Annotated in this window: 19 protein-coding genes; 9 read left to right on the top strand and 10 right to left on the bottom strand. The window is 42.7% G+C overall.

Translation table 11 applies throughout. The features are described 5' to 3' along the window. Window positions 1-17 precede the first annotated feature (17 nt). From QSH61_RS05105 to hsdR, 4 genes are all read right to left on the bottom strand, one after another. Window positions 18-401 (bottom strand): hypothetical protein, encoded by a 384-nt coding sequence (locus tag QSH61_RS05105; protein WP_227387348.1) that lies wholly within the window; start codon window positions 399-401, stop codon window positions 18-20. Window positions 402-526: 125 nt separating this feature from the next. Further along, window positions 527-1924 (bottom strand): restriction endonuclease subunit S, encoded by a 1398-nt coding sequence (locus QSH61_RS05100; protein WP_206473625.1) that lies wholly within the window; start codon window positions 1922-1924, stop codon window positions 527-529. Beyond that, a complete protein-coding gene (locus QSH61_RS05095; RefSeq protein ID WP_206473623.1) occupies window positions 1921-3540 on the bottom strand; it encodes an N-6 DNA methylase in 1620 nt (539 codons plus the stop codon). The genes QSH61_RS05100 and QSH61_RS05095 overlap by 4 nt, the downstream gene beginning before the upstream one ends. A 134-nt stretch (window positions 3541-3674) precedes the next feature. Further along, on the bottom strand, window positions 3675-7193 hold the full coding sequence (gene hsdR / locus QSH61_RS05090; RefSeq protein WP_206473621.1) for a type I restriction-modification system endonuclease: 3519 nt from the start codon (window positions 7191-7193) through the stop codon (window positions 3675-3677). Between the two features lie 1006 nt (window positions 7194-8199). On the opposite strand from hsdR, the gene QSH61_RS05085 reads away from it, so the two are divergent. Continuing rightward, complete coding sequence (locus QSH61_RS05085; protein ID WP_248298759.1) at window positions 8200-10239, top strand: prolyl oligopeptidase family serine peptidase; 2040 nt, start codon at window positions 8200-8202, stop codon at window positions 10237-10239. Between the two features lie 267 nt (window positions 10240-10506). Here QSH61_RS05085 and QSH61_RS05080 read toward each other — a convergent pair whose 3' ends face one another. Further along, the gene (locus QSH61_RS05080) at window positions 10507-11172 is read right to left on the bottom strand and encodes a DUF5034 domain-containing protein (protein WP_206471324.1); all 666 of its coding nucleotides are present in this window, start codon (window positions 11170-11172) and stop codon (window positions 10507-10509) included. A gap of 200 nt (window positions 11173-11372) precedes the next feature. Between QSH61_RS05080 and QSH61_RS05075 the strand changes: the two genes are divergently transcribed. Continuing rightward, window positions 11373-12551: an acyltransferase family protein gene (locus QSH61_RS05075; protein ID WP_174170809.1), complete on the top strand. Its 1179-nt coding sequence runs from the start codon at window positions 11373-11375 to the stop codon at window positions 12549-12551. Window positions 12552-12625: 74 nt separating this feature from the next. Here the strand turns inward: QSH61_RS05075 and QSH61_RS05070 are convergent, their stop codons facing one another. From QSH61_RS05070 to QSH61_RS05060, 3 genes are read right to left on the bottom strand one after another with little or no spacing between them, the layout of a single operon-like run. Next, window positions 12626-13234 carry a glutathione S-transferase family protein gene (locus QSH61_RS05070; protein ID WP_206471323.1) on the bottom strand — a complete coding sequence of 203 codons (609 nt, stop codon included), beginning with the start codon at window positions 13232-13234 and terminating at the stop codon, window positions 12626-12628. Between the two features lie 23 nt (window positions 13235-13257). Then, complete coding sequence (gene curA, locus QSH61_RS05065) at window positions 13258-14319, bottom strand: NADPH-dependent curcumin/dihydrocurcumin reductase (protein WP_206471322.1); 1062 nt, start codon at window positions 14317-14319, stop codon at window positions 13258-13260. Between the two features lie 24 nt (window positions 14320-14343). Next, on the bottom strand, window positions 14344-15036 hold the full coding sequence (locus QSH61_RS05060) for a type 1 glutamine amidotransferase domain-containing protein (RefSeq protein WP_206471321.1): 693 nt from the start codon (window positions 15034-15036) through the stop codon (window positions 14344-14346). Window positions 15037-15194: 158 nt separating this feature from the next. Between QSH61_RS05060 and QSH61_RS05055 the strand changes: the two genes are divergently transcribed. Then, complete coding sequence (locus QSH61_RS05055) at window positions 15195-16100, top strand: LysR family transcriptional regulator (protein WP_174170815.1); 906 nt, start codon at window positions 15195-15197, stop codon at window positions 16098-16100. A gap of 24 nt (window positions 16101-16124) precedes the next feature. Here QSH61_RS05055 and QSH61_RS05050 read toward each other — a convergent pair whose 3' ends face one another. Continuing rightward, entirely contained in the window at window positions 16125-16694 is a 570-nt protein-coding gene (locus tag QSH61_RS05050) for a hypothetical protein (RefSeq protein ID WP_174170816.1), read from the bottom strand. A 147-nt stretch (window positions 16695-16841) separates the two neighbouring features. Here QSH61_RS05050 and QSH61_RS05045 point away from each other — a divergent pair, with 147 nt between their 5' ends. Then, window positions 16842-17273 (top strand): hypothetical protein, encoded by a 432-nt coding sequence (locus QSH61_RS05045; protein WP_206471320.1) that lies wholly within the window; start codon window positions 16842-16844, stop codon window positions 17271-17273. 14 nt (window positions 17274-17287) lie between these two features. On the opposite strand, the gene QSH61_RS05040 is transcribed toward QSH61_RS05045, so the two are convergent. After that, on the bottom strand, window positions 17288-18811 hold the full coding sequence (locus QSH61_RS05040) for a LytR/AlgR family response regulator transcription factor (RefSeq protein ID WP_206471319.1): 1524 nt from the start codon (window positions 18809-18811) through the stop codon (window positions 17288-17290). A 146-nt stretch (window positions 18812-18957) separates the two neighbouring features. On the opposite strand from QSH61_RS05040, the gene QSH61_RS05035 reads away from it, so the two are divergent. The 5 genes from QSH61_RS05035 (at window position 18958) to QSH61_RS05015 (ending at window position 23129) form a co-directional block, all read left to right on the top strand. Continuing rightward, complete coding sequence (locus tag QSH61_RS05035) at window positions 18958-20430, top strand: alpha/beta hydrolase (RefSeq protein WP_206471318.1); 1473 nt, start codon at window positions 18958-18960, stop codon at window positions 20428-20430. A 127-nt stretch (window positions 20431-20557) separates the two neighbouring features. Next, on the top strand, window positions 20558-20866 hold the full coding sequence (locus QSH61_RS05030; RefSeq protein WP_102056286.1) for a hypothetical protein: 309 nt from the start codon (window positions 20558-20560) through the stop codon (window positions 20864-20866). Window positions 20867-21153: 287 nt separating this feature from the next. Then, window positions 21154-21927 carry a hypothetical protein gene (locus QSH61_RS05025; protein ID WP_010607297.1) on the top strand — a complete coding sequence of 258 codons (774 nt, stop codon included), beginning with the start codon at window positions 21154-21156 and terminating at the stop codon, window positions 21925-21927. 237 nt (window positions 21928-22164) lie between these two features. Further along, window positions 22165-22479, top strand: coding sequence for a DUF6172 family protein (locus QSH61_RS05020; protein WP_010370561.1), 315 nt, complete (start codon window positions 22165-22167; stop codon window positions 22477-22479). 146 nt (window positions 22480-22625) lie between these two features. Then, the gene (locus QSH61_RS05015) at window positions 22626-23129 is read left to right on the top strand and encodes an RNA methyltransferase (protein WP_010607298.1); all 504 of its coding nucleotides are present in this window, start codon (window positions 22626-22628) and stop codon (window positions 23127-23129) included. Window positions 23130-23135: the final 6 nt, after the last annotated feature.

Raw genomic sequence — 23135 nt, 5'->3', positions numbered from 1 at the left:
AATAATAAATTATTATTCTAATCTAAGTGCGTTAATTCTTTCGCCTCGGCTTCAGTCATGCCAGCTTCAATCAGGGCATTTAAGCTATCTCTTTGCATTTCATCTAATGAATTTTTAGGGGTGTATGAAACGTGAGTCGTTAGGTTCCACCCTGCTGGAATGTTGCCGCACTGCTCCGTGTAATAAATCTGAACAGCATAATGCGTTTGCTTCAGTTTTTTATATAACTCAATAGCCTCATCTAAAGTAGTAACAAAGAGTAATTCCTGCTCTGGCTCGGCATTGCGATTCTCATCGGTAATGATTCTCACGTTTTCTTTTTTCAGCCACATTGAAGACTTAATCTCTTCAAGCTTGGCCTTCATTGCTTGTTTATTGTTATCTGAAGTGTTATCTGACATTTTATCAACCTTATAAATATGGCATGCCGCTATGCTCAGCAAGGCACAGCTTGCCCCCTCACGAATATTAAAACCTGCATAATTAGACGCCAAAAACGCCACTCGCCACCAAATTAATGAGTTAGTTACTTACTGATGGTTTTTGCTGCGCGTTTTTTGCCGGCCTCGGCTTTTTTAACGGCTTTAGCGAGGGCTTCTGCCTCTGCTTTTGCTTGCGCTATGCGTTCAAGCAGTTTTTCTGCTGGTTCGTCGTTGTCATCTTGTGGCACCAACTCGCCGCGAAACGCTTTCGCTAAAATACTTTGAGTCAGCTTATCCACCCGCGCGCGGGCTTTATTGACTTGCGCTTCAATGGTATCGGCAAGGGCAAAGTACTCATCAACCAGGCGAACAATTTCTTTTTGCTCTTCTAAATTTGGGAGAATCAAAACGCAATTCTTGACATCAGATTGATTTATACTTGCCTGATTAACTGCGAGCTTTGCATTTTTCCTTAGCTGAGAAAGCCCATCTATACTTCTTAAGTACAGAGTTAGATATTCAGCAATAGCCTTTTTCGTATCGATTGACATACGCATAATGTTACTTTCGAATACTGCATTCTCTGGTAAGCTTCTAATCAACGCACACTTACCAAGATATTCGATACTATTAACCCTGTTTACTAAAATATCATTTAAATTCAACTTATATTTTTCAATCTCTTTATCGTCAAGTTCTACTAATTTAATCTTATCCCATTCAATGACTTGTCCATCATAAAAACTGTCAATACGTAAAATCTTTACTCCTGAACCATAACACTGAGAAGGCTTATAGAGCCCATTTTGAGGTCCTTCCAAAATCAACGAACCCAAATTAACTTTAACACCAAAGTTTTCGCCTTCACGCCATTCTTGGGTTAATTTGCCGCTGACGGCGTTGGCGAGTACAGATTGGCGGAAGCGTTTGATGATGTTTGGGATGCTGTCTAAACGCCCTTTGATGGCATCAACCTGTGCCAACACATCATCTAACTTTTCAACGATGCGTTTTTGTTCGTTGAGAGGCGCCAACAAGAACTTTGTTGATTGAACTATTTTTTTACTCAATTCAACTTGATTAGTTGAACCATTATATAATCCATTAATATTTCCCTGAATTTCTGGGTGCATTACCCAATAAAAAGCGAACTTTGAATCAATATACTTATTAGTTCTCACAATTGTTACATGACTATCAACAACTTTTGCCTTTGTATATTGAGTCTCATCAATATGGCATGCCCGCCCAATTGTGCCAGTTCCAGTCGAGTTCCATAGAATATCCCCAATACAAATGTAACGCTGTTCATCCCATTTAGGCCACTGTTCTGGGTTAATGTACTTAAGATGCTCTTCTTGAATACCAAACCAGCGGATCGCTTTCTGATTTACGACAGGGTAATCACTATACTCAACGTATTTAGGGCTTTTACCTCTTTGTATATAATCGCAAACATCATCAAAGTTGCTTTCTGCCCACCCTTTCGGCAATTCGCTCATGCTTCACCGTCCTGCGCCACGGGTTCAACTAAACCAAACTCAGTCTCTAACAGTTGCTTTTGTGCTTCGGCTTCGTTATCTGCACCGAGGGCTTTCATTAGCTGGTAAATTTCACCCATAGCGGTTGTCAGTTCTGCCATGGCCTCTCCTGCCAGCACTTCTGGCTCTGGTAGGTTGTCAGCACTGCTGGCCTCTAAATCTTTTAACCAAGTAATATCTAAGCTATCGCCTTTTTGCTCGCGAATATACTCACGGGAGAATTTGCGCCACCTTGCGCTCTCTAACTTTTTATTTAGCTCAAGGCTGTTTGTTTCATTTTCGTCAGGGTGGATTGCGCCTAGGATGTCGTAAACACCTTCAGTGCGTGGCGATAAACCGTTTTTATCTTCGCCATAGGCGGTAACAAAGGTATCAAAGTGTTGTTCGGTGAGTGGGCGGCGTTTACCAAAAGTATTCATATTGGTACGCATATCAAATACCCAGGTCTCTGTGGTACAGGCTGTGTCTTGGTGGATATTATCTACTGCGCCTTTTTGGAAAAACAGCACATTGGTTTTTACGCCTTGGGCGTAAAAAATACCCGTTGGCAGGCGCAAAATGGTGTGTAAGCGACACTTTTCCATTAAATCGCGGCGAATATCTGTGCCTTTACCGCCTTCAAATAATACATTATCGGGAATGACTACCGCAGCGCGGCCGCCTGGTTCAAGCCCCTCAACAATATGCTGCATAAAGCACAGCTGTTTGTTTGACGTTGGGTAAACAAAAGTACGGGTAATGTTGGTGCCTGATGCTGCTCCAAACGGTGGGTTTGTTAAAATAACGTCGGCTTTTGGTAAGTTTTCACCGGCTGCACCTAAGGTATTACCTAAGCGAATAGCGCCTTCGTTTTCATCGCCTTCAATATCGTGCAATAAGCAGTTCATCAGTGCTAAACGGCGGGTTTCTGGTACTAACTCAAGGCCAACAAAGGCTTTTTGCATCTGAAAGTTTTGGTCTTCGTCGCTTAAGTCAAACAAGTTGTTGGTTTTGCTTTTAATGTATTTGTCAGCTTCGATTAAAAAGCCTGCCGTGCCTGCGGCTGGGTCTTGGATCACTTCACGGGCTTGTGGCTGCATTAACTTAACTACGGTGTTAATAAGCGCCCTTGGGGTAAAGTATTGCCCAGCGCCCGATTTGGTTTCGTTGGCATTTTTTTGCAATAAGCCTTCGTACATATCGCCAAAATCATCGCGGGTTTTACTGCCAGTGCCATCACCAGAGTTATCTATCCACTGCAATTTGTCCATGCTAGTGATCAGCTGATTTAGCTGAGCAGGCTGGGTAATGCTGGTATTCACATTTTGGAAAATAGCGCGCACAATGGCGTGCTCATCTGCACCCAGTTGTACTAACAAGTTACGATAAAACTGGTGCTGATCTTGACCTAATTTGTTTTTAAGGTCATGCCAGCGAAAGCCCTCTGGCAGTAGGTCGTCTTCTTGGCCTGTCTCTTCACACATTTTTAAAAATAGCAATGAGGCCAGCTCGTTTACGTAGTTTTGGTACGACACACCGCCATCGCGCAGGTTATCGCATAGCTTCCAGAGTTTATTGACTAAATCAGAATTGTTCATTGGTTCTCTTTGTTACTGCGTTTGGCTGTTTTTGGCAAGTAGCAGCATTTTTGTGTTAAGCACAGTAGGGCTGTGCTTAACCATAAAAATTAATGGGCTAAATTGTACGTGATTTTTACTTTTGATAAACCGCTTTAAGCAGGTTCATCCCACATATATTCGTAAAACTGTTGCAGTATGCTTGATAGTTCGTCTTCAAAGATGCGCTCAAGCTTGCGTTTTCCGCCACTGCGGCGGTAATTGCCGGTTTTAAAGGTGGTGTCATCCAGTACCACTTGCTGTTTAATGCTCACAGCTAAACGTTCAAGCCAACTGAGTTGCGCCTCATTCCAGTTTTTACTGGCTTTTATTTTGTTAAGCGCTTTATCGACTCGGGTGTCAAACGGTAACAAGGCATCGCCCATAGCAGCACGGCGAATATGGCCGATTAAACGCGCGGCTATGTCTTCATTTTTAGTGGCTTGCCAGGCTTTACGTAAGGTTGATTCATCGTAATTTTGCGCGTCAAACCATTCTTGTAAGTCAAGCAGGGCTTTACGAGTGAGATCGCGCGGGCGATTGATGATCACTTCAAGGGCAGCTTGTTTATTTACCGAGTTATCGACCAGTTTATCAAACGACTCAAGGAAGTCCTCAGGCTTTTCGTGATCGCCCCATACATGGGTCACTGAGATGACTTCGTCTGGCATATCGGTAAAAATAGGCATATCACGCAATGCGTTAATATCGTTTTTTAGCTGCTCTAGGCGACTAACAAAGTTAGGTAAGCTGTTAATAATCTCAGCACTTAGCCTTGGCCCCTTTTCTTTTAAGGTGTTTGGCAAGCTTAAAAAGTCACAACCTGCTTTATCAGCCAGTATTTCATCAAAGCGCTTAATGTGGCTGTCGATTTCTTTTGAGCGGTCGCGGTTACACTTTGCATGGCTGGTAATACGTTGCAGCTTAGCTACTAATTGCTCGTGGCTATGCTCTGCAAAGCTTCGGCCATCTGCCTCTTTGGTGTGGTAGGTTTCATCCGCCGTAATTTCGTTCACTAAGGTTTTAATATCAACCTCTGGGCGCACCACGACTGGACGCATGGTATCGACACTTTGTAAGGTGCTGTATAAGTTAACGGCATCAAATATCTTAAAACTGGTTTTGCCCACTTCAGGGCAAAGGCGGGTTGCGCGGCCTTTCATTTGCTCATACAAAATACGACTGCGCACTTTTCGCATAAAGACCAGATTGCAAATACTTGGTATATCAATACCCGTGGTGAGTAAGTCAACCGTTACTACAATGTTAGGTAAGCGGTCTTTTTTAAAGCGGTTAATAAGCGACTGTACTTTTTTACTGTCTTTGTCTGAGTCACCTGTTATTTTAATAATGGCGTTGTGCTCAAGCTTTGGGTACTTTGTTTTAAATGCGCTACGCAGCTCTTCTACTACCATATCGGCATGTTCATTGTTAACGCAAAAAACTAGCGTTTTTTGTTTGCTGGTTGGATCAATATGATTTACCAACTCTTCGCATACAGCCTTATTAAAGCCTGTCGAGATTAAGCTACGGTTAAAGTCCGCAACCTCAAAGTTTTGCTCATCTTCTAAAGTATCGTTTAGCAACTCACCTTGTGATGACAAACGCATTACTTCAGTACCTGCACCCATAACTACGCCATCTCGTGACTGTTTAGTGAGAATTTTGACCGGTGGCTCTTGGTCAACTAAGTGACCATCAATTACTGCTTTGCGATAGCTGTAACGATAGACAGGCTGTTTTTGCGTGCCACCAAAAATATCTACTGTATGCAGGGCTGGAGTTGCTGTTAGGGCAATTTTAACAGCATCGAAGTGGTCTATTATCCGGCGGTAAGACGAAATAAAGTCTTTTGCATCGCGGAATTTTTCTTCACCTTCGGTTTGTTCTTTATCGAGAATATATCCGCGGTGTGCTTCATCAACTATGATGCAATCGTAACGCCCAACTGGCATAACTTCTTCACTTTGCAGAGTGCGTTTTACTAATGATTGCACGGTTGCTACGTGGATTTGCGTCTCGTCATCAGGGAAGCGCTCAGTTAAATCGCTGACGTTATATATAGTTTTAAAGGTATCACCTTTAATGATGGTATCTTCAAATGAATCAAGCGCTTGCTCACCAAGCGACGTTCTATCGACTAAAAATAATACGCGATTAAAGCGCTTCGATTGAATTAAACGGAACATTAAGCCAATAGCGGTACGGGTTTTACCCGTGCCTGTGGCCATTGCCAATAAGATGTCTTGTTCGCCACGAGTAACTGCTTGCTCTACCGCTTGGATGGCCTCTTTTTGATAATAACGCAGGCCTAAATCATCGGTGATTGGATTTTGCTTAAACCAATCGTTGTAAACTTGGTTGTCGGCTTCAAGTTTAGCAATAAGCTCTTCTGGTCGATGCCACTCTGGCAGCGCTTTGGGCATATTGGTATTATGACGAACATCGCGATACCAAATACCACTTTTTGTTTTGGATGCAGCGCGATATACACGTCCATTAGCCGAGAAGCAGAATGGAATTTTATAAGGTGAGCTATTTTCGTCCTGCCATGTTGGTAAATACTGTGGCAAAGCTTCGTTAACTAGGTCGCCGTCTAAGTGTGAGAGTGTTTGACGCAGCAAGCCATGATCAAATGTTTTTGAATAGCGATACGCTTCATTCAATTTAGCGCTTACATCGGTATTCGTTTTTTTCGCTTCAATCACACCAATGGGACGAAGACCGACAAACAATACGTAGTCTGCAAAGCCTTGCTTGCCTGTTTCGTCAATGCCCGTAGGCCATTCTGCAATTGCCATATTACGGCCAACTTGTGGGCGCGTACCTTTAGCATAATTAAGTGCTTGTGTATCGGCATCCCACCCTGCTTTACGCAGTTGGGTATCGATTAGATAACGGGTCTCTTTTTCGGACAAGTTTAAGCTGCGCTTGGCTGCCGATTTTCGTAGCTCCGCATGGTAAGCTTGACGCTCGTCTTTGGTTTTTGCTGCAAGCTCTTGTTCTTTTGCTTTTAGCTCAGCTTCTAGCGCTTTAATGCGCGCCTCATTTTGTGCCTGTGTTTCCTGCTGTTTAGATTCTAAAACTGAAATATAGCCCTCAAGGCTTATTACAGTGCTTTGCTTCTCTTTAAGCTCTTTATCTGTTTTGAATTTTTTGTTGATGACTTCATCAAGCTTAGTTTTAAGCTTGAAGACTTCTGCATCCATCACAGTCGCGAGTTCGCCTTTTGGTAGTACAAATACAGGCGCTTTGTAATCTAGATTTTGTGTTACTAATGAGTAGTACCACGCAGCTAGGCGATGCGCGAATCGCAGCGTCATTTCTGCGTCTTCTAAGTCATTATGATAATCGTGAACCGCTTTATTGCCGACTTTTCGCAGCACGTGAAATACTTGAATGATATCGTCTTTTATTCCTGGTACTCGGGCGAGTTCACGGACGATCTCAATTTGCGTTTCTTTTTGATCAAATTTGAGTGCGTGGGCTAATTTTTTTGCTATCGTTTCTGCAAAAATACGTAGCTTTGCCATGGTGGTGTTTGGATCGCTAGGGTAATTTCGCTCTGCTGCCAGTGCAATTGTATATAGTTGGTTATCTATTTCTTTTAGAAATAAGAAGTTAGACTGTTTCATTCTGTATTCCTTTGCTGAGCACCTAGCTTATTTTAGATGCTGCTAACGCCATTTGTTTTTTACTAACTGGCTAGCCTATTTCAGTTATTTTTATATGATTAAGCAGTGCAGCGGCAAAATAATGTATGTTATTGTCTTGCTTGACTGATTCGATGCCGATTTTTCAGCAAACGCCATTGTCAGTCGGCTACTTATTTTTGATTAATTTGGCTACGTGCTTGTTACGCAAAATCACGTTTCATTACTTTCAAACTAGTATGTTCACCATCACGAAGCTCTTCAGGTTCTAGCCCATATTTGGTGTAAACACTTTAGTCACTGCCATGTTGACTAAAGTGTGTTTCGCAGCCTGATTCATAGGCCATCTTTGTCATACTTTGAAACACATATTACCTTATAAAAATTATTGAATAAATAACACGTTATAACAACAGAGCTTAAGATTCATGTTGTTATAACCTTTTTGGGTCCAAAACTATTATTTATTTCTTTTGAGCTTGTTTTCGCTTTTTTCGATCAGGCTGCTTGAACTTGGTGCGTGTTGTTACAAAGCTGTTGTCGCGCATAAGTTACTTCCCTCTTGATAATGCCAATAAACTCTATGTCAGCAAATTAACCTTTTTATTGTGTCGGTAGAGCAATCAGCATTATCATCACAGACCACCTCACTACTTGCTAAACTCATGCGTATTGAGCAGTATTTGTTTACTTGTAGCCACTGTGTAGAACAGTTAATGGAACGATTAGATGGTAAGCAATATCAATACACTGGCGGAGATGTGGCAACTTTCACAGCAGTGGCATAAAGCGATGTTGCTGATCCACGCCATTGAAGCACAACTCTCTCCATCGCAAGCAGATTAAGTGTGAATCGATGTAAGCAGATCACGTTTTTTTAATCAGCACACATTCCTATTTTGACGACTTGATGATAAAACGTAATAAATAACTATAAAATAGGGACTAAGTTTTGAGAAAAAAAATTACAAATATTGCGACACTATGTATGCTCACCACCTTTGCTGGTAAATCGATAGCATTAGAAAAAGATCCATACCTATGGCTTGAAGAGATTGAAGGCAAACAAGCGCTAGAGTGGGTAACGGCACAAAACGATAGCTCACTAAAACAACTCAAAAGCCACAGCCAATATAATCATATCTTTCAAAATACATTAGATATTATCAATGATCGGTCTCGTATTCCGTACGCAACTGAACGTGCAGGTTATTACTATAATTTCTGGAGAGATGCGGAGCATGTAAGAGGCATATACCGCAGAACAACTCTTGAAGAGTATAAAAAAGCGGATCCTAAGTGGGAAACCATTCTCGACTTAGATGCGCTAGCAAAAGCTGAAGATGAAAACTGGGTTTATGGCGGAATGAACTGTCACTATCCAAAGTATGAACGCTGTTTGGTATACTTATCCCGCGGTGGTGCTGATGCAAAAGTCGTGAGAGAGTTCGACATTCCAAGCAAATCTTTTGTAAAAAATGGGTTTTATTTACCTGAAGCAAAAACCTCAGTATCTTGGTTCAACGAGAATTCAATATTTGTTGCAACAGATTTTGGAGACGGCTCATTAACTGACTCAGGTTATGCTGGAACGGTTAAAGTGTGGCAACGCGGTACGCTGCTGGACGACGCTAAAACGGTCTATCAGGCAAATAAAAGTTCTATCAGTGCCGGAGGCTTTACGGTATACGATCAAGGCAACACAAATCACTTTCTATACGATTCTACAAGCTTTTATACTCGCGACGTCTATAAACTCGAAGGTGATAAGCAGATAAAAATTCCAGTGCCTAGCGATGCAAGCCTCCTCGGATTAAACAATGGCATGCTCTTTATCCAGCTAAAATCTGCTTGGAAGCACTTTTCACAAGCAGAAGTAATATATGCCAACATTAACGATTTGGATTCTAAAAATATCCAGTTTACAAGCTTAATCAAGCCAACAGCAAATCGTTCAATAGAAAATTTGAGTTTTACCAAATCAGCCATACTAGTTACCGTGTTAGATGATGTAAAGAATAAGGTTTTCCGCTATATGCCTAAAGCTAATGGGCAGTGGAAAATAGACCCAGTGAACTTTCCTGATACCGGTTCATTATCCGTTTTTGACACTGATCCCAATAGAGATGACTTTTTTGTCACCTACACGGACTTTTTATCGCCGACCAGTCTTTACTTAGTCAATGGTAAATCACTTGGAACAACAAAACTCAAAGGTAATAAATCACATTTCGACGCAGATAAGTTTGTTACCCAGCAAAAATTTGCGACATCAAAAGACGGTACAAAAGTGCCTTACTTTATTGTTCATAAGAAAGATATCAAGTTAGATGGTAGCAATCCTACTTTATTATATGCCTATGGTGGCTTTGAAGTTTCTATGCAGCCGTACTACTCGGCATCAACTGGTAAAAACTGGTTAGAACAAGGCGGTGTTTATGTGCTTGCGAATATTCGTGGCGGCGGTGAGTATGGACCAAGCTGGCACCAAGCAGCACTAAAAGAAAATCGCCACAAGGCGTATGAAGACTTTGAAGCCGTAGCAGAGCAGCTGATAGCAGATAAAGTAACCAAGCCTCAACATTTAGGTATTAAAGGTGGTAGTAACGGCGGATTGCTAGTGGGCGCCGCTTTCACTCGCAGGCCTGAACTTTACAACGCCGTTATTTGCCAAGTGCCATTACTCGATATGAAGCGTTTTAATAAGCTACTCGCTGGCGCAAGTTGGATGGGCGAATATGGTAATCCAGATGTTCCTGAAGAGTGGGAATACATTAAAACATACTCGCCTTACCATAACCTAAGTAAAGACAAACAATATCCGAAAGTATTTTTCACAACCTCAACCCGAGATGACCGCGTTCACCCAGGCCATGCACGTAAAATGGTTGCTAAAATGAAAGATATGGGATTTGAAGTTCTGTATTTTGAGAATACCGAAGGTGGCCATGCAGGCGCTGCAAACAATGAACAGCGAGCGATGGTAAATAGCCTTGAGTTTGTTTACCTCATGGACAGACTCAAATAGCTTTAAATTTTACTATCTAACCTGAGGTTTGGATAAAGAATGTTCCAACTCATTGTTTCTAAAGCACAACTTAGTTTTTTCCTTGTCTAGCCAGAGAGTTTTAGGGAAAGCAAGGCGAATTTACGCACCAATAGCTGGCTATTGGAAGTGAATTCAACGCAGTTAGCGCTAAAACTGGCTGCTAGAAAGGCATTAATTATCCGCAGCTCAGGTTATCTAGTACGTTAAAAGCGCTCAAGCTCATATTGAGCGCTTTTCTCATTTCACCTACTCGGCAAAACTAAGCTCATGAGATTCAAGCAAGAATTGCTCACCGGTATCCAGCGAAATTTCAATATAAAATACATGGTTCTGTTTGTAAGTAGGTTCACTGTTCAGTGCAAACTGGATAAATTCGCTCGTTTTTTTATCTTCCATATCTAAAAATTCGGATATTGAAAAGTAGTCTTTTTCGCCATTATCCAGCCTACGATAATCAACCTGATTAGAGTAATCGGAACCGATATACACGATGTCGAACACCTCATTTAAGCTTGAACCTGCAGGTAACTCGTCACTAAACGCAGCGCTAGAGGTAATATTTATATCCGTGATTTTTTCATTGGTATACGGGGGAACAGGTGAGCAGGCATAAGCGGTGCTAATTAAAGAAAACTTAAAACTCGGTGCGCTTAACTGCGCTACAGACTGCGTGTCAGCTTTAAGCTGAAATACGAGCGTTTGATACGAAATAGGTTCAACGCCATCATATTCAGTGTTAACCCACTCATCTACCTGATCAGCGCTAAACTCACCGAGGTTAAAGCCGGTTATATCAAACCTTGAGTTACCAACACCACTACATTGACCATCATCAGGACCACTACTGTCGCTATTACACCCCACTAACCCTACTGCTAATGCTGCGCTTGCAAATATCAATTTTGCTTTCATTCTGGCTCCGTTTCCAGCAAGATAAAGTCTCAATTTTGAGTCCAAGACAGGATAAAAATAAAGTCGGTCAGCCACTTTATTTGTTATTAAATGTTCTCGTAACAACGATTCAGCCTGAAGAGTCGCTTTTCTTCAATATTTTAGTAGGCAGAAAATATAGTATAACCACCTGATAAAGCATCCAATGTAGGGATAACAGAATGCACAATAACGCGCGGTTTCATTATATTGATAATATGCGAGGCTTGGCACTATTGCTTGGCGTTGTTTTTCATGCGGCCTTAGCATACGGCCCATATTTTCATAACCTTTGGATCAGTGTCGATCCAGACAAAAATGTCTTTTTTAACTACCTCGCCATGTGGACGCACCTATTCAGGATGCCACTATTTTTTATCATCGCCGGCTTTTGTGCCGCCCTGCTTATTCAAAAACGTGGTGGTAAAGCTTATATTCAAAACAGGTTAAAACGACTACTCATTCCCTTTATTATTTTCCTACCGCTCACCTTACTGGTGTTATTACATGCGATGCATTGGGGCAGCAGCGTTGCCAGCACCCCACCACCGTTATTTGGTGTTATACAGCAGATAAAAGAGCCACAGGTGACAAGCATGCATTTATGGTTCTTATGGTATTTAAGCCAGTTCTGTGTGTTATTTTGGCTGTTACACAAGTTTCCAAAATTTTATCAACACACTCTCGCTATCGTTGTTAAACCAGTCTTTTTATGCGTTATATTGCCGGTTATCATCACGGCATCTATGTCCAATTTGATGGTGCCATTTCCAGCTCCTGATAAACTGCAACCTCATTGGTGGGCTTACGGGTTTTATGGCTCTTTATTTTTGTTGGGAGCAGGACTATTTCATCATCATGAAGTGGTAACTCGCTACTCAAAACAATTCAACTGGTTATTAATTACTGCCTGCACTTCATTGGTTGCATACTTTTACTTTTTGCCGCCATCACCGTCGCTTGAAAAAGTCATCATCGCGATCAAAACAGGCGACGCAACGCCTGAAAAAATCAATTTGATCAGCGTTGTAGTTCAAACCATCGCCATTCTCAGTTGGACTGCTGTCGCTTATTTAGCCGGGTTCAAATGGTTAAATCAATTTAACAAACAAAGTCGCTATATTTCAGACGCATCCTATTGGATTTATCTCATCCATATTCCGCTCCTTGTGTATATTCAACTTCCTCTTACGAACCTTGAAGTACCTGTCTTCATCAAGTTTATTATTGCTCTATCTCTGACGGTGACGATAGGCATTATTAGCTACCGTTATTTGGTTAGAAATACGGTGATTGGTATTTTATTAAACGGCCGAAAAGCCGAGCCAAAAAATGTAAAAGCAGGCATGTTGACGGAGTGAACTTTAGTAGAGGAAGTCGGCGTGCGAAAGTTACTTTCGCAAAAGCCAGAGCAAACCTCTGGCTTTTAAACAGCCTAACCGTAGCTGCGTGCAGCTTGATATGCGGCGCGAGCTTGCACTTTTTCAAGATAAGCCTTGATATTGCCATGCGCTGTGAGCAAACCGACTTTGTCTGCGATTTCTAGCATCACTGTCATCATAATATCGGCGGCGGTAAAGTCGTTGCCTGCGAAATAGCTTTGCTTGGCGAGTGTGGTATCTATATAAGAAAAGTCGACATTGACTTCTTTAGCAATGTAACCATCCATTGGTTTATCGCCTGCACGCTGCTCCATCTTCATCATCAAAGACGCGATCACCGGCAGTGCCAATGACCCCTCAGCAAAGTGCAACCATTCTTGATATTGATAGTACCCAGGAGTCCCCGCACTTGGTCGCAATCTACTGTCTTCTGCCTTATCTAGCAGATATTCCATGATGGCTCCAGACTCACATAAAACTAGGCTGTCATCGACCAACACGGGGGCTTTTCCAAGCGGATGCACCTGTTTTAGGCTTTCGGGCGCAAGGCGCGTTTCAGGATTGCGCTGATGCTTAACAAGGTCATAAGGCATGTCGAGTTCATGTAAAAGCCAAAGTACTCTTGTCGAGCGTGATTCGTTTAAGTGGTGAACAGTTAACATCTAATTTTTCCTGATAAATCTAATTATACGAGTTCGTCTGGACCTAAGCGCACGACAAGTTTGCCGAAGTTTTTACCTTCCAATAAGCCAATAAATGCCTCCACTGTGTTATCCATCCCCTCGACTAAGTGCTCTTTGTACTTAATCTTGCCCGCGTTTAACCATGGCAGCATCGCTTCACTGAACTCGTTGTATCTATGTCCATAATCGTCGAATACAATAAAGCCTTGCATTTTCACTCGCTTAATCAGCAGTGTCGCCATCAGCATCGACATACGATCAGGCCCCGATGGCAACTCAGTGGCATTATATTGAGAGATCAACCCACAAAGTGGAACCCGAGCACTTGAGTTAAGCAATGGCATAACTGCATCGAACACCTTGCCACCCACATTTTCAAAATAGACGTCAATTCCCGATGGACATGCCTGCGCTAACTGCTCAGCGAGATCATCCTTGCGGTGATCAAGACAGGCATCAAAGCCAAGTGTCTCGGTAGCGTAACTGCATTTTTCGGCGCCACCAGCAATGCCTATTACTCTACAGCCTTGCAGTTTTGCTATTTGTCCAACAAGGCTACCTACAGCACCGGTTGCTGCGGCAACGACTACCGTTTCTCCAGCTTTTGGCTGGCCGATATCCATCAGTCCCATGTAAGCGGTAAGGCCTGGCATCCCTAACACGCCCAAGCTATATGATGGGTTGGGTAAATTGTTGTCTAACTTAAGTAAGCCTGTACCATCCGAGACGCTATAATCTTGCCAGCCGCTCATCGCGAGTACCCAGTCACCTTTGGTAAATTTAGGGTTATTTGACGCTTCAACTCGGCATACTGTGCCACCCACCATCGCTTCACCAATAGCAACCGGCTCAGCATAAGATTTTGCATCGCTCATACGGCCACGCATGTATGGATCTAACGACAAAAAGACGGTACGAAGGAGCACCTCGCCCTCTTTTGGCGTTGGGATCTGTGCTTCTTCATAATTGAAATTTTCTTGCGTTGGTGCACCATGTGGGCGTGACGCCAAGGTAATGCGACGATTCGTTTGTGCGTTTTGAGCTTGGTTTATTGCGTTACTCATGATTTATTCCTTTTAATAAGCAGGTTACAGCTGGTTTAGGTACGTCAGCATTTTCTCAGCGACAAGTTCAGAGCTTGCTGGATTCTGCCCTGTAAAAATTAAGCCATCTCTAACAGCAAACACATTCCAATCATCGACTTTCTGGAAATCAGCACCTCGTTTAACCAGCTCATCTTCTAATAAAAATGGCACAACATCAGTCAGCCCAACTGCCGCCTCTTCACTATTCGTAAAGCCAGACACCACTTTGCCTTTTACCAGATACTCACCCGACGTGGTTTTTACATCCATCAGCACAGCGGTTGCATGGCATACCGTACCAACTGGTTTATCTGCTGCTAAAAAGGCGCTTATCAATTGGATTGAATTGGTATCTGTTGCTAAATCCCATAATGGTCCGTGACCGCCAGGATAAAACACAGCGTCAAAATCTGCCGCGCTCACCTCAGCTAGTGGTAGCGTATTTGCCACCAGTTCCTGCGTTTTTTGATCATCAAAATAGCGTTTAGTACTGTCGGTTTGGAAATCAGGCTGTTCACTTTTTGGGTCAATTGGCGGCTGACCACCTTTTGGTGAAGCAAGCGTTACTTCTACCCCTGCATCCACAAAGGCATAGTAAGGTGCGGCAAACTCTTCAATCCAAAACCCTGTCTTCTCACCTGTGTTGCCAAGTTCTGCATGTGACGTTAGCACCATTAAAATTTTCTTTGCTGTCATCAAAGTTACCTCTCATTCTTTCTTAAAACTTCAGGCTATTTAACCTGCGGATAAATATAAAAGTATGAGCTTAAGACAAGTTAAACAATGCAGACAAAAGCTAACTCTTTGTTCAAACAATTGATACAATCAATTTATCTCAGCCAGTGGAGTAATGTGTGGACATTTCGTTTGAGCAACTCAAAAGCATGGTCGTTTTTGCCCAAGTTATTGAGCAAGGCACCTTAAGCGGCGCCGCCAGGCATTTAAACTTGTCTCGTGCAGTGGTGAGTTATCATGTCAAAAAACTGGAGTCACAGTTAGGCATAAAATTGCTCAATCGCTCGACCCGCACCATTTCACTTACAGAGGCAGGCCGCGAATATTATCAGCGCTGCCGTGTGATTGCAGAACAAGCCTTTGCTGCAAACCAGCAAATTGAGAATTTAAAGAAAGAACCAATCGGTCTAATAAAGCTTACCTGCCCTGTGAATGTTGGCCTGCAAACCATAGTGCCTGCACTCAATGAATTTAGAGCTATGTATCCAAAAATTCAGCTCGATATCATGCTTACAGATGAAGTTGTCAATATCATCAAAGAAGGCATTGATCTGGCTATTCGAGGCGCACCACTTCCCGATTCAGGTTTGCAAGCCAGTAAACTTTCAGTGCTAAAAACCTGCCTGTGCGCATCGCCCGACTATTTGCAAAAGTACGGCGTCCCCAAACACCCTACCGATCTCTACCAGCATCAATGGGTGATTTACAAGCTGACATCGGGGGCACTCACATTGAGTAAAGGGGCTCGAGCTTATAGCATCACGATGAAAGGCGATATAAGCACCAACAATGCCGCCGCTCGCACCGCTTTTGTTGAGGGAGGTCACGGTCTTGGACGAATTCCAACTTACGATGCATTACCAAAAATACAGGCCGGTACTTTAGTGCCTGTATTAGAAGATTACACGCTGCCAGACATACATGTTTATGGCGTTTTTCCAGAAGGCAATGCCAACTCTAAAAAAGTGCGACTACTGATCGATTTTCTAAAAGGGTATTTTCAGCGCCAATTGGTTGAAGCGTAAGCCTCAAACAATTGCATATTTAGCCTAGTAACTTTCAGCGGGTTTAAGTCCGTAGCGCTTTCCCAATTTGATAAGTCTGGGCTCTGCTACGCTTGGTTTTACCGTCAATACTTGGATAGGTAAATCATCTCCAACCTGCAACTTGTCATAAAAATCTTTGTTATCCAGAATAAACTCACCTTCACGACTGCCCTGAAATTGATAGCTGTACTCAACGAAATAGAAAGTCTCCTGATGCTCCACTTCTCGGTCATACTCGTCCCGGTGAACATACGTATTAGATTCAATTCTTTTGTTAGTAATGGTGCCGAAAAGGTGTTTACCAAACTCTTTCGTCAATTCTTTTTCGTAGTAGTAGCGAATACTTGATGGCAGGGAAAAAGCGTACATTCCAAGAGGTATCAAGATAAATATAGCGCCAAAAATAACAGCCCCAATACCTGCACCGTATTGCTCAGTTACCCCAATGTAAATAATGAATCCACCAACAATATAAAACGGAATGCCAACGGAGATAAAACCCAAATGCTTACCAATTGCAGCAAACAAAAACTTCAGCTTTGTAGAGAGTGATAACGATTTTTCCTTGGTCATAACAGACTATGCTCCTTGCATAAGATTTATACTGCCACGATAATAAAATATTTAGCCCTTTTGGTCGAGCAGTACCTCAGCTGCAGGATGAGATACTAATGTAAAGTGACCACACAATGATGAATAGGGATATGCAAGGAGGCTTTCATGAAATATTTGGCACTTATAGCAACGATCAGCATAAGTAATTTAGCGGCTGCACAAGGCGAAGTAGCAGCAGAGTGGCAACTGGGACAATACGCTGTATCCATTGGTGAAAAATGTATCATTACCGTTTCAACCCCTGCTTCGAAGGAGATAATAGCAAACGGTTTCAATAACGATAAAGCCTGTAAAGTCGCCTATCTAGCCCAAACCAACATTCCCAACGCTTACGTGATAGGCGGTGCACATATTCTTATCGTCGAACAGCAAACTATCCAATCAAAGAGCTGCTGGCGTGTATCAAAGGCACTTTATTTACCAACCGATGGTCAAGCCGCATTGAGCACCACTCAAATAGAAAGCGGCAACTGCGACGGCCATATAGAGCCAAACGGAGCGATGTATTTAATTTCAGCTCTGCAAAACCCAATTTAAAAGACCTGCAGCGTTTAAGGTTTAGTAGACGCTTTAAGCGTCGCTCTAACCGACGAGACAAGCCGACGACTGACGGGAACACTTGCTCCATTGGTTAATTTCAAGTTGCTTTGATTATTATCACTTTCTAATGACACCACTTCATTTAGATTAGTTAAATAAGAACGATGTGTTTTTACAAAAATAGAGGGCAAAGTAAGTTCGAGTTGTTTTAATGAGCCTGTAAACAGCTTCTGCGTGGTGTCTTTCATATGCAGCTCAACGTAGTCCCCTGCGGCTTTGCAAAACGCAATATCCGTGAGCACAACATAGTCAGTTTTACCTGCAATACTGACTTCCAGCTTAGAAGGAGACTGAAGTTGTTTGTTCTGCGCGAGTTTAAACTCAAGCTTGGCGATATGAGCTTGATCACTACTCAACTGTACTTGCTGAGCACGATACTCTTTAGCTTGACGAATGAAAAGGTAGACTAGCAAGACGGCAATGATCACAAAGTGAGTAATTTCGTGGAAGCTTGATGCAACAAATAGCACGGTTGCAGCCACCAACAACTGCACCACAAACCAAGCCGCCAAATTATTGTTTTTCGCGCGTCGCCAACAATAGCCTAGCTGGACTAGGCTAACGAGTAATGGCACAAACACTCCGGCCGTGGTTTTAGAGTCAAAGCCTGGCGCAAAAATAATAACAATAAGCGTGATTAGTGTACCGATATAAATCCAGTGAAGCGCGTGCTTTTCTGCAACTTTTATGGAGCTATATACAAGCAACAAAGTGCCAAATAAAAACGATAAGCCCGTCACGGTCAACAGTCGAATATCATGCCACACATAGCCATAGTCAACTAACCCTCGCGATATTTCAGCACTGAGCTGCATTGCCGCGAGCAGGCACAGTACGGCAAATATCCGAACGCTTGTATTGCCATAACGACCAAAGCTCAGACTTATAAAGTACAATGCGCCCAACAAAAAGGCACCAACCAGAATCAGGCCCAAACCACTAAATGATTGAATATACTGCTTAGGATCGCCAAATTGCCCTAGCCCAATAAAATGAATTGGGTATCCTAATGAAATAAGGCTATGCTGTGCAGACAGACCAAACACCAGTTGATTGCTTTTCTTTATAAGTGAGTCTGGCAAATAAAATACGCTGTCCATTTTGCCTATTTGCTCAGTTTTATCTACGGCAGGAAAACCGCTGCTCCCCACCTTACTACCATTTAAAAAGACTTCGCTTGATGTTTTAGCAAATAAATACAACCCTACGGGCCTTGGTATTGAGGCTAATTTCGCTCGCTCAAATTCGATTAACACCCAAACAGCCTGATTTTGCGGATCAACCTCAGATAACTTAGCTTGGTGACATTGCGGCTCAGTAAACTGTGGAATTTCTTTTGCCGAGACTGACCATGGGCAAACCGTCACGGCTTGCTCATAAGAAAATGGCAACAAAGGTTGACTGGCATAAGCCTTACCTAGAGCGCCCGAGCAACACACAGCCATCACTAAATAAAGTACAAGATTAATATTCACACTCTACCGCTTTTCCTTTTACCGTTCGTCGGCTTTTTACTACCGCTGAGCCTACAAGCCAATAAATATCGGCCTCTCATAGAAGTTCACTACCCCATAAAGTTGCCATGGTATTCAATAAAAACAAACTATTAAGGAGTAATACTATGCGATCAACACACACATTAATAGCCGCGTTAAGCTTATTCACTTGCTTATGCGTAAGCGCAGAGAAAGGTAGCGATAAGCAAGTGCTGTACAGCAATGAGCAACAAATCGAGTTTCAAGCCAACAGCGGAGAAACAACGGATGCCATAGCTGGGCACCTCTGGGTACCTGAAAACAGGAATAACCCCAACAGCAACAAAATTAGAATCAACTATGTGCGCTTTCCTGCAACCGGCAGCAATAAAGGTTCACCTATCGTGTATTTATCTGGTGGCCCCGGTGGTTCAGGGACCGCGACTGCCAAGTGGCGAAGATTTCCGTTATTTCAAGCACTAAGAGAGTTTGGTGATGTTATTGCGCTAGACCAAAGAGGTACGGGGCAGTCAGAGCAAACTGCTCCTTGCGTGTCTAGTGAACACATTGCGCTTAATGCTGTTACCACTGAAGCGCAAATTGCAGACCGTTACCGCAAAGCCGCATTAGAATGCTTTACTCAATGGAAGTCTCAAGATATTGATATATATGGTTATAATACCGCTCAGAACGCGCTAGATATAAACGACTTACGAAAACACCTAAAAGCTGACAAAGTATCACTTTGGGGGATCTCTTACGGCAGCCATCTGGCACTCAGTGCCATAAAAGCAATGCCAGCGTATCTTGACAAAGTAATTATCGCCAGTGCTGAAGGGCTCAATCAGACCGTTAAACTACCTCACCAAACCGATCAATACTTTAAAAGAGTTCAAGGAATTATCAATCAGCAAGCGCTTAAACAACAAGTGTCGGATCTACCTGCTTTGATACGCCGAGTGCACAGTAAACTTGAGCAACAGCCTATTGCACTTCAAATTACACAAAAAGACGGCTCAAAAACACCCATGTTATTTCAAAAGCATCATATTCAGTCGTTAGCTCGCATGATGATTGCCGACCCTAACCAATATCTTGCCATGCTAATTCACGTTTATTTAGGTTTAGATAACGGCAATACCGAGCTGTTAAAGCATGTTTTGCAGCGTGGAATGTTTACCGATGAGCCCATTACATTCAAATTGATGCCACTGGCGATGGATGTAGCTTCAGGGATCACCGCTAAACGCCTTGCAAAAATGACAAACCAATCGCCAACAGCCTTGCTTGGCGACAAGCTTAACTTTCCAATGCCAACACTTCACTTGATAGATAAAAAACTAGATTTAGGTGATGATTTTAGAACCGCTCCCCTATCCAACATCCCAACTTTATTGTTTACAGGTAGTCTAGACGGTAGAACGTATCCGGAAGAACAACTTGAAGCTGTGAGAGGACTTACAAATTTGACCCAGATTATGGTGAACAATGCGGGCCACAACCTTTATACAAGCTCACCCTTGGTGCTCGCCAGAATGCAAACATTCTTAAGCGGAAAACCCGTCAGTGCAGAAGCAATCCAACTACCGCTACCAAAACTTGCGCTGTCAGCACCGTAATTCGAAAAAACGACTCTAAGTGAATTGAAAAAGCAATTCACTTAGAGCGGGCTATCATCAACAAAGTTGTTGATAGCCCATAAGCTTGAGTATAATCAGGCTTTTGGCCTCTTACATCCATAGCATTATGAAAAAGCTCTCAAAAGTACAAGAAAAACAACAAGCCTTGGTACTGACCATTGCAGACAAACTCGAGGAACAAGCTCGTGCAGAAATTCCCGGCATGGTGCAATGTTGGTTTGATGTGGAATATCACTTGTTCCCCGGCTCATTAATACTCTTTTTCCAATTTGAGAATGAACAAGCATTGGAAGCCGCAAAGCCAGACCTTCTTAAATGGCAAAAGCGTTTAAGCGCCGCCATGCTGAAAAAAGGGGTGATTTTAAAGGATATGCGTAAACATTTAACCTTTACTTTGCTTGGTCCCGAGGATTAAAACTGGCGATAAAATCTAGCCGGACAACTGAACGCTATTCGGCTAGTCGATATTAACAGCTCTCATTCGCCATAGTGTTGACGCCACAATTGATTGCTAAAACGATGATTGGGAGTGAGTTCTTGCTTTAAAGCAAAAAATGCTTTTGCATTTGGATTGGATTTTTTCAGCTTATTGACTGCAATCCTCCAGCTCCAAAGGTTCTTATCGATTGCAAATTCCATATTGCGTTATTTTCAAGTAAGCTGCTAAAGCTCCTTATAAATCTTAAAAAAGAGGAAAGTACGTTGGATAAGAGAATTGAACCTGAGCTTCCCAGTATTACGCCAGATTTAGATCAGGTTGAAGCCTATAAAAACTCCACCACCCAAGCGAGCCGTAAAACCTCAGCACCAAAAGAAAGTACCAAACAAACAAGCCAGCCCGCCAAAGGTATGGGGATGATGAATTGGTTGGGTGCAATCTCGATTATTGCGTTGGCTGCTGCGGCGTTTGCGCTCTACCAACAAAACTTAACAACCCAGGCACAATTACTCGAGTCAACAAATCGCATTGCCGAGCTTGAACATACCCTCACCGCCACAGATGAAGAGATGGACTTGTCCGCGGGTGCAATGCAAGCAAAATTGAACACACTAACCGAGCGCACAGACGAGCTTTGGTCACAGATGGATAAACTATGGGCGTCAGCGTGGCGAAGAAACCAATCAGACATCAAAAAGCTCGAAGAGCAAGCAAGTAATAACGCTAAAAACCAGACCAGTACGACTACCAAAGTAGAAACACTATCGCAGAGTCAAACAGAGCTTGCTTTAAAACTATCGCTATTAGAAGAACAACAGCAAGCCGCTAGTGTGCTAAAAAATCAAATTGCAGCCATTAATGGCGATGTTGATCAGTTAAAGTCTCAAGCGCAAAGCAGAGACTCTAAACAGATAGAGATCGGCGCAAGCCTTACCCAAATAGAGATGACACAAACCGCACTGGCAGAAAAATTAGAGCGTTTGGAGCGTAAATTGGCAGCAGCCCCCACAACTCAAACGCAACCAAAAGCGAATTAATCCGTCATTATCAATGGTACATTAGCAATATGAGTTGGTAGCGAACTCGCGCAACCAACTCAGCTTTTATTCTCTTCGGCATTCACAAAGTCCCTCGCCAGTTCACAAAATATAACGTAAAATATCCTATTACATTCCTGTATTTATTCGCGCGTAAGCTTTACGCTTAAATCAATACACATTATCTACTCAGGCATACTGTTTTGCCGATTGAGTATTTCTTGCTTGAAGGCAACTATGAAAAAGACATTTGAACTAATTCACCCTAAAATCAAACTTGAAAGACGCGTTGACGCGGTTAAGCATGAACTTAAAAAATACCTAAAGCGCGAGCGCAACAAAACTTTACCAGCGGGCGCTGATTATTGGGATTTTGATTGTAAGTTTGGTAACACAGAAGCAGAAGCCGAGCCGGTGCACCTATCACAACTAAACAAGTTGATTGATAAAACGCAAACTGAAAACCTCACTTCCTTTTATGTTGAGATTTTAGCAAAGCCAGGCTATAGAAAATCAAACGATTTATCTGACGATGAGTTAGAAGACTACTAAGCCCAACTTCTGTAGGTCGAGCTTTAGCTCGACAACATCACCTGCTCTCCCCCAACAATACCAACTGGCACAAAATCACGCGCATGATACAATCGCTCGTCGAATTTTTGGTGGCGCTACTGCCGGTATAGTGAGAATTAAAAAGTATGAGCGAGTCATTTGTAGCAATCGGATTAGTAAACCCTAAATCACCAACCAATGTGGGTGGCGTATTACGGGCCGCAGGTTGTTATGATGCGCAAGCCATCTACTTTAGCGGCAATCGTTACGCAAGAGCTGCAAAATATCATACGGATACAAAAAACGTTGCCGACAACATTCCCATCAAACAAGTTGATGATTTCATCAGTTTAAAAGTAGCAGGCCGTGCTCTTGTCTGCGTTGAGCTGGTAGAGGGCGCAATCCCACTGCCACAGTTTGCTCACCCCGACAACGCGTTATACATTTTTGGTCCTGAAGATGGCAGCCTGCCACAAGAAATCGTGGATGCCGCTGATGCCGTGGTGTATGTACCAACCACAGGCTGCATGAACTTAGCCGCGACAGTCAACGTGTTGTTATACGACCGTATGGCAAAACGCTCAACGGGATTTGATGCTAGTCAGATACTCACCAGCCGCGATATCAATAACCGCCTAACAGTTGGATAAGTTTTT

This window comes from Pseudoalteromonas sp. JC3 (genome assembly GCF_030291895.1).
Lineage (GTDB): Bacteria > Pseudomonadota > Gammaproteobacteria > Enterobacterales > Alteromonadaceae > Pseudoalteromonas.
The sequence above is the reverse complement of the archived record's forward strand: the minus strand, read 5'-3'. Positions and strand labels throughout refer to the sequence as shown.

What these genes read in the sequence shown, in the direction of transcription:
- QSH61_RS05105 (WP_227387348.1), bottom strand. Translation starts at nt 401, where the DNA reads ATGTCAGATAACACTTCAGATAACAATAAACAAGCAATGAAGGCCAAG.
- QSH61_RS05100 (WP_206473625.1), bottom strand. Translation starts at nt 1,924, where the DNA reads ATGAGCGAATTGCCGAAAGGGTGGGCAGAAAGCAACTTTGATGATGTT.
- QSH61_RS05095 (WP_206473623.1), bottom strand. Translation starts at nt 3,540, where the DNA reads ATGAACAATTCTGATTTAGTCAATAAACTCTGGAAGCTATGCGATAAC.
- hsdR (WP_206473621.1), bottom strand. Translation starts at nt 7,193, where the DNA reads ATGAAACAGTCTAACTTCTTATTTCTAAAAGAAATAGATAACCAACTA.
- QSH61_RS05085 (WP_248298759.1), top strand. Translation starts at nt 8,200, where the DNA reads ATGCTCACCACCTTTGCTGGTAAATCGATAGCATTAGAAAAAGATCCA.
- QSH61_RS05080 (WP_206471324.1), bottom strand. Translation starts at nt 11,172, where the DNA reads ATGAAAGCAAAATTGATATTTGCAAGCGCAGCATTAGCAGTAGGGTTA.
- QSH61_RS05075 (WP_174170809.1), top strand. Translation starts at nt 11,373, where the DNA reads ATGCACAATAACGCGCGGTTTCATTATATTGATAATATGCGAGGCTTG.
- QSH61_RS05070 (WP_206471323.1), bottom strand. Translation starts at nt 13,234, where the DNA reads ATGTTAACTGTTCACCACTTAAACGAATCACGCTCGACAAGAGTACTT.
- curA (WP_206471322.1), bottom strand. Translation starts at nt 14,319, where the DNA reads ATGAGTAACGCAATAAACCAAGCTCAAAACGCACAAACGAATCGTCGC.
- QSH61_RS05060 (WP_206471321.1), bottom strand. Translation starts at nt 15,036, where the DNA reads ATGACAGCAAAGAAAATTTTAATGGTGCTAACGTCACATGCAGAACTT.
- QSH61_RS05050 (WP_174170816.1), bottom strand. Translation starts at nt 16,694, where the DNA reads ATGACCAAGGAAAAATCGTTATCACTCTCTACAAAGCTGAAGTTTTTG.
- QSH61_RS05045 (WP_206471320.1), top strand. Translation starts at nt 16,842, where the DNA reads ATGAAATATTTGGCACTTATAGCAACGATCAGCATAAGTAATTTAGCG.
- QSH61_RS05035 (WP_206471318.1), top strand. Translation starts at nt 18,958, where the DNA reads ATGCGATCAACACACACATTAATAGCCGCGTTAAGCTTATTCACTTGC.
- QSH61_RS05030 (WP_102056286.1), top strand. Translation starts at nt 20,558, where the DNA reads ATGAAAAAGCTCTCAAAAGTACAAGAAAAACAACAAGCCTTGGTACTG.
- QSH61_RS05020 (WP_010370561.1), top strand. Translation starts at nt 22,165, where the DNA reads ATGAAAAAGACATTTGAACTAATTCACCCTAAAATCAAACTTGAAAGA.
- QSH61_RS05015 (WP_010607298.1), top strand. Translation starts at nt 22,626, where the DNA reads ATGAGCGAGTCATTTGTAGCAATCGGATTAGTAAACCCTAAATCACCA.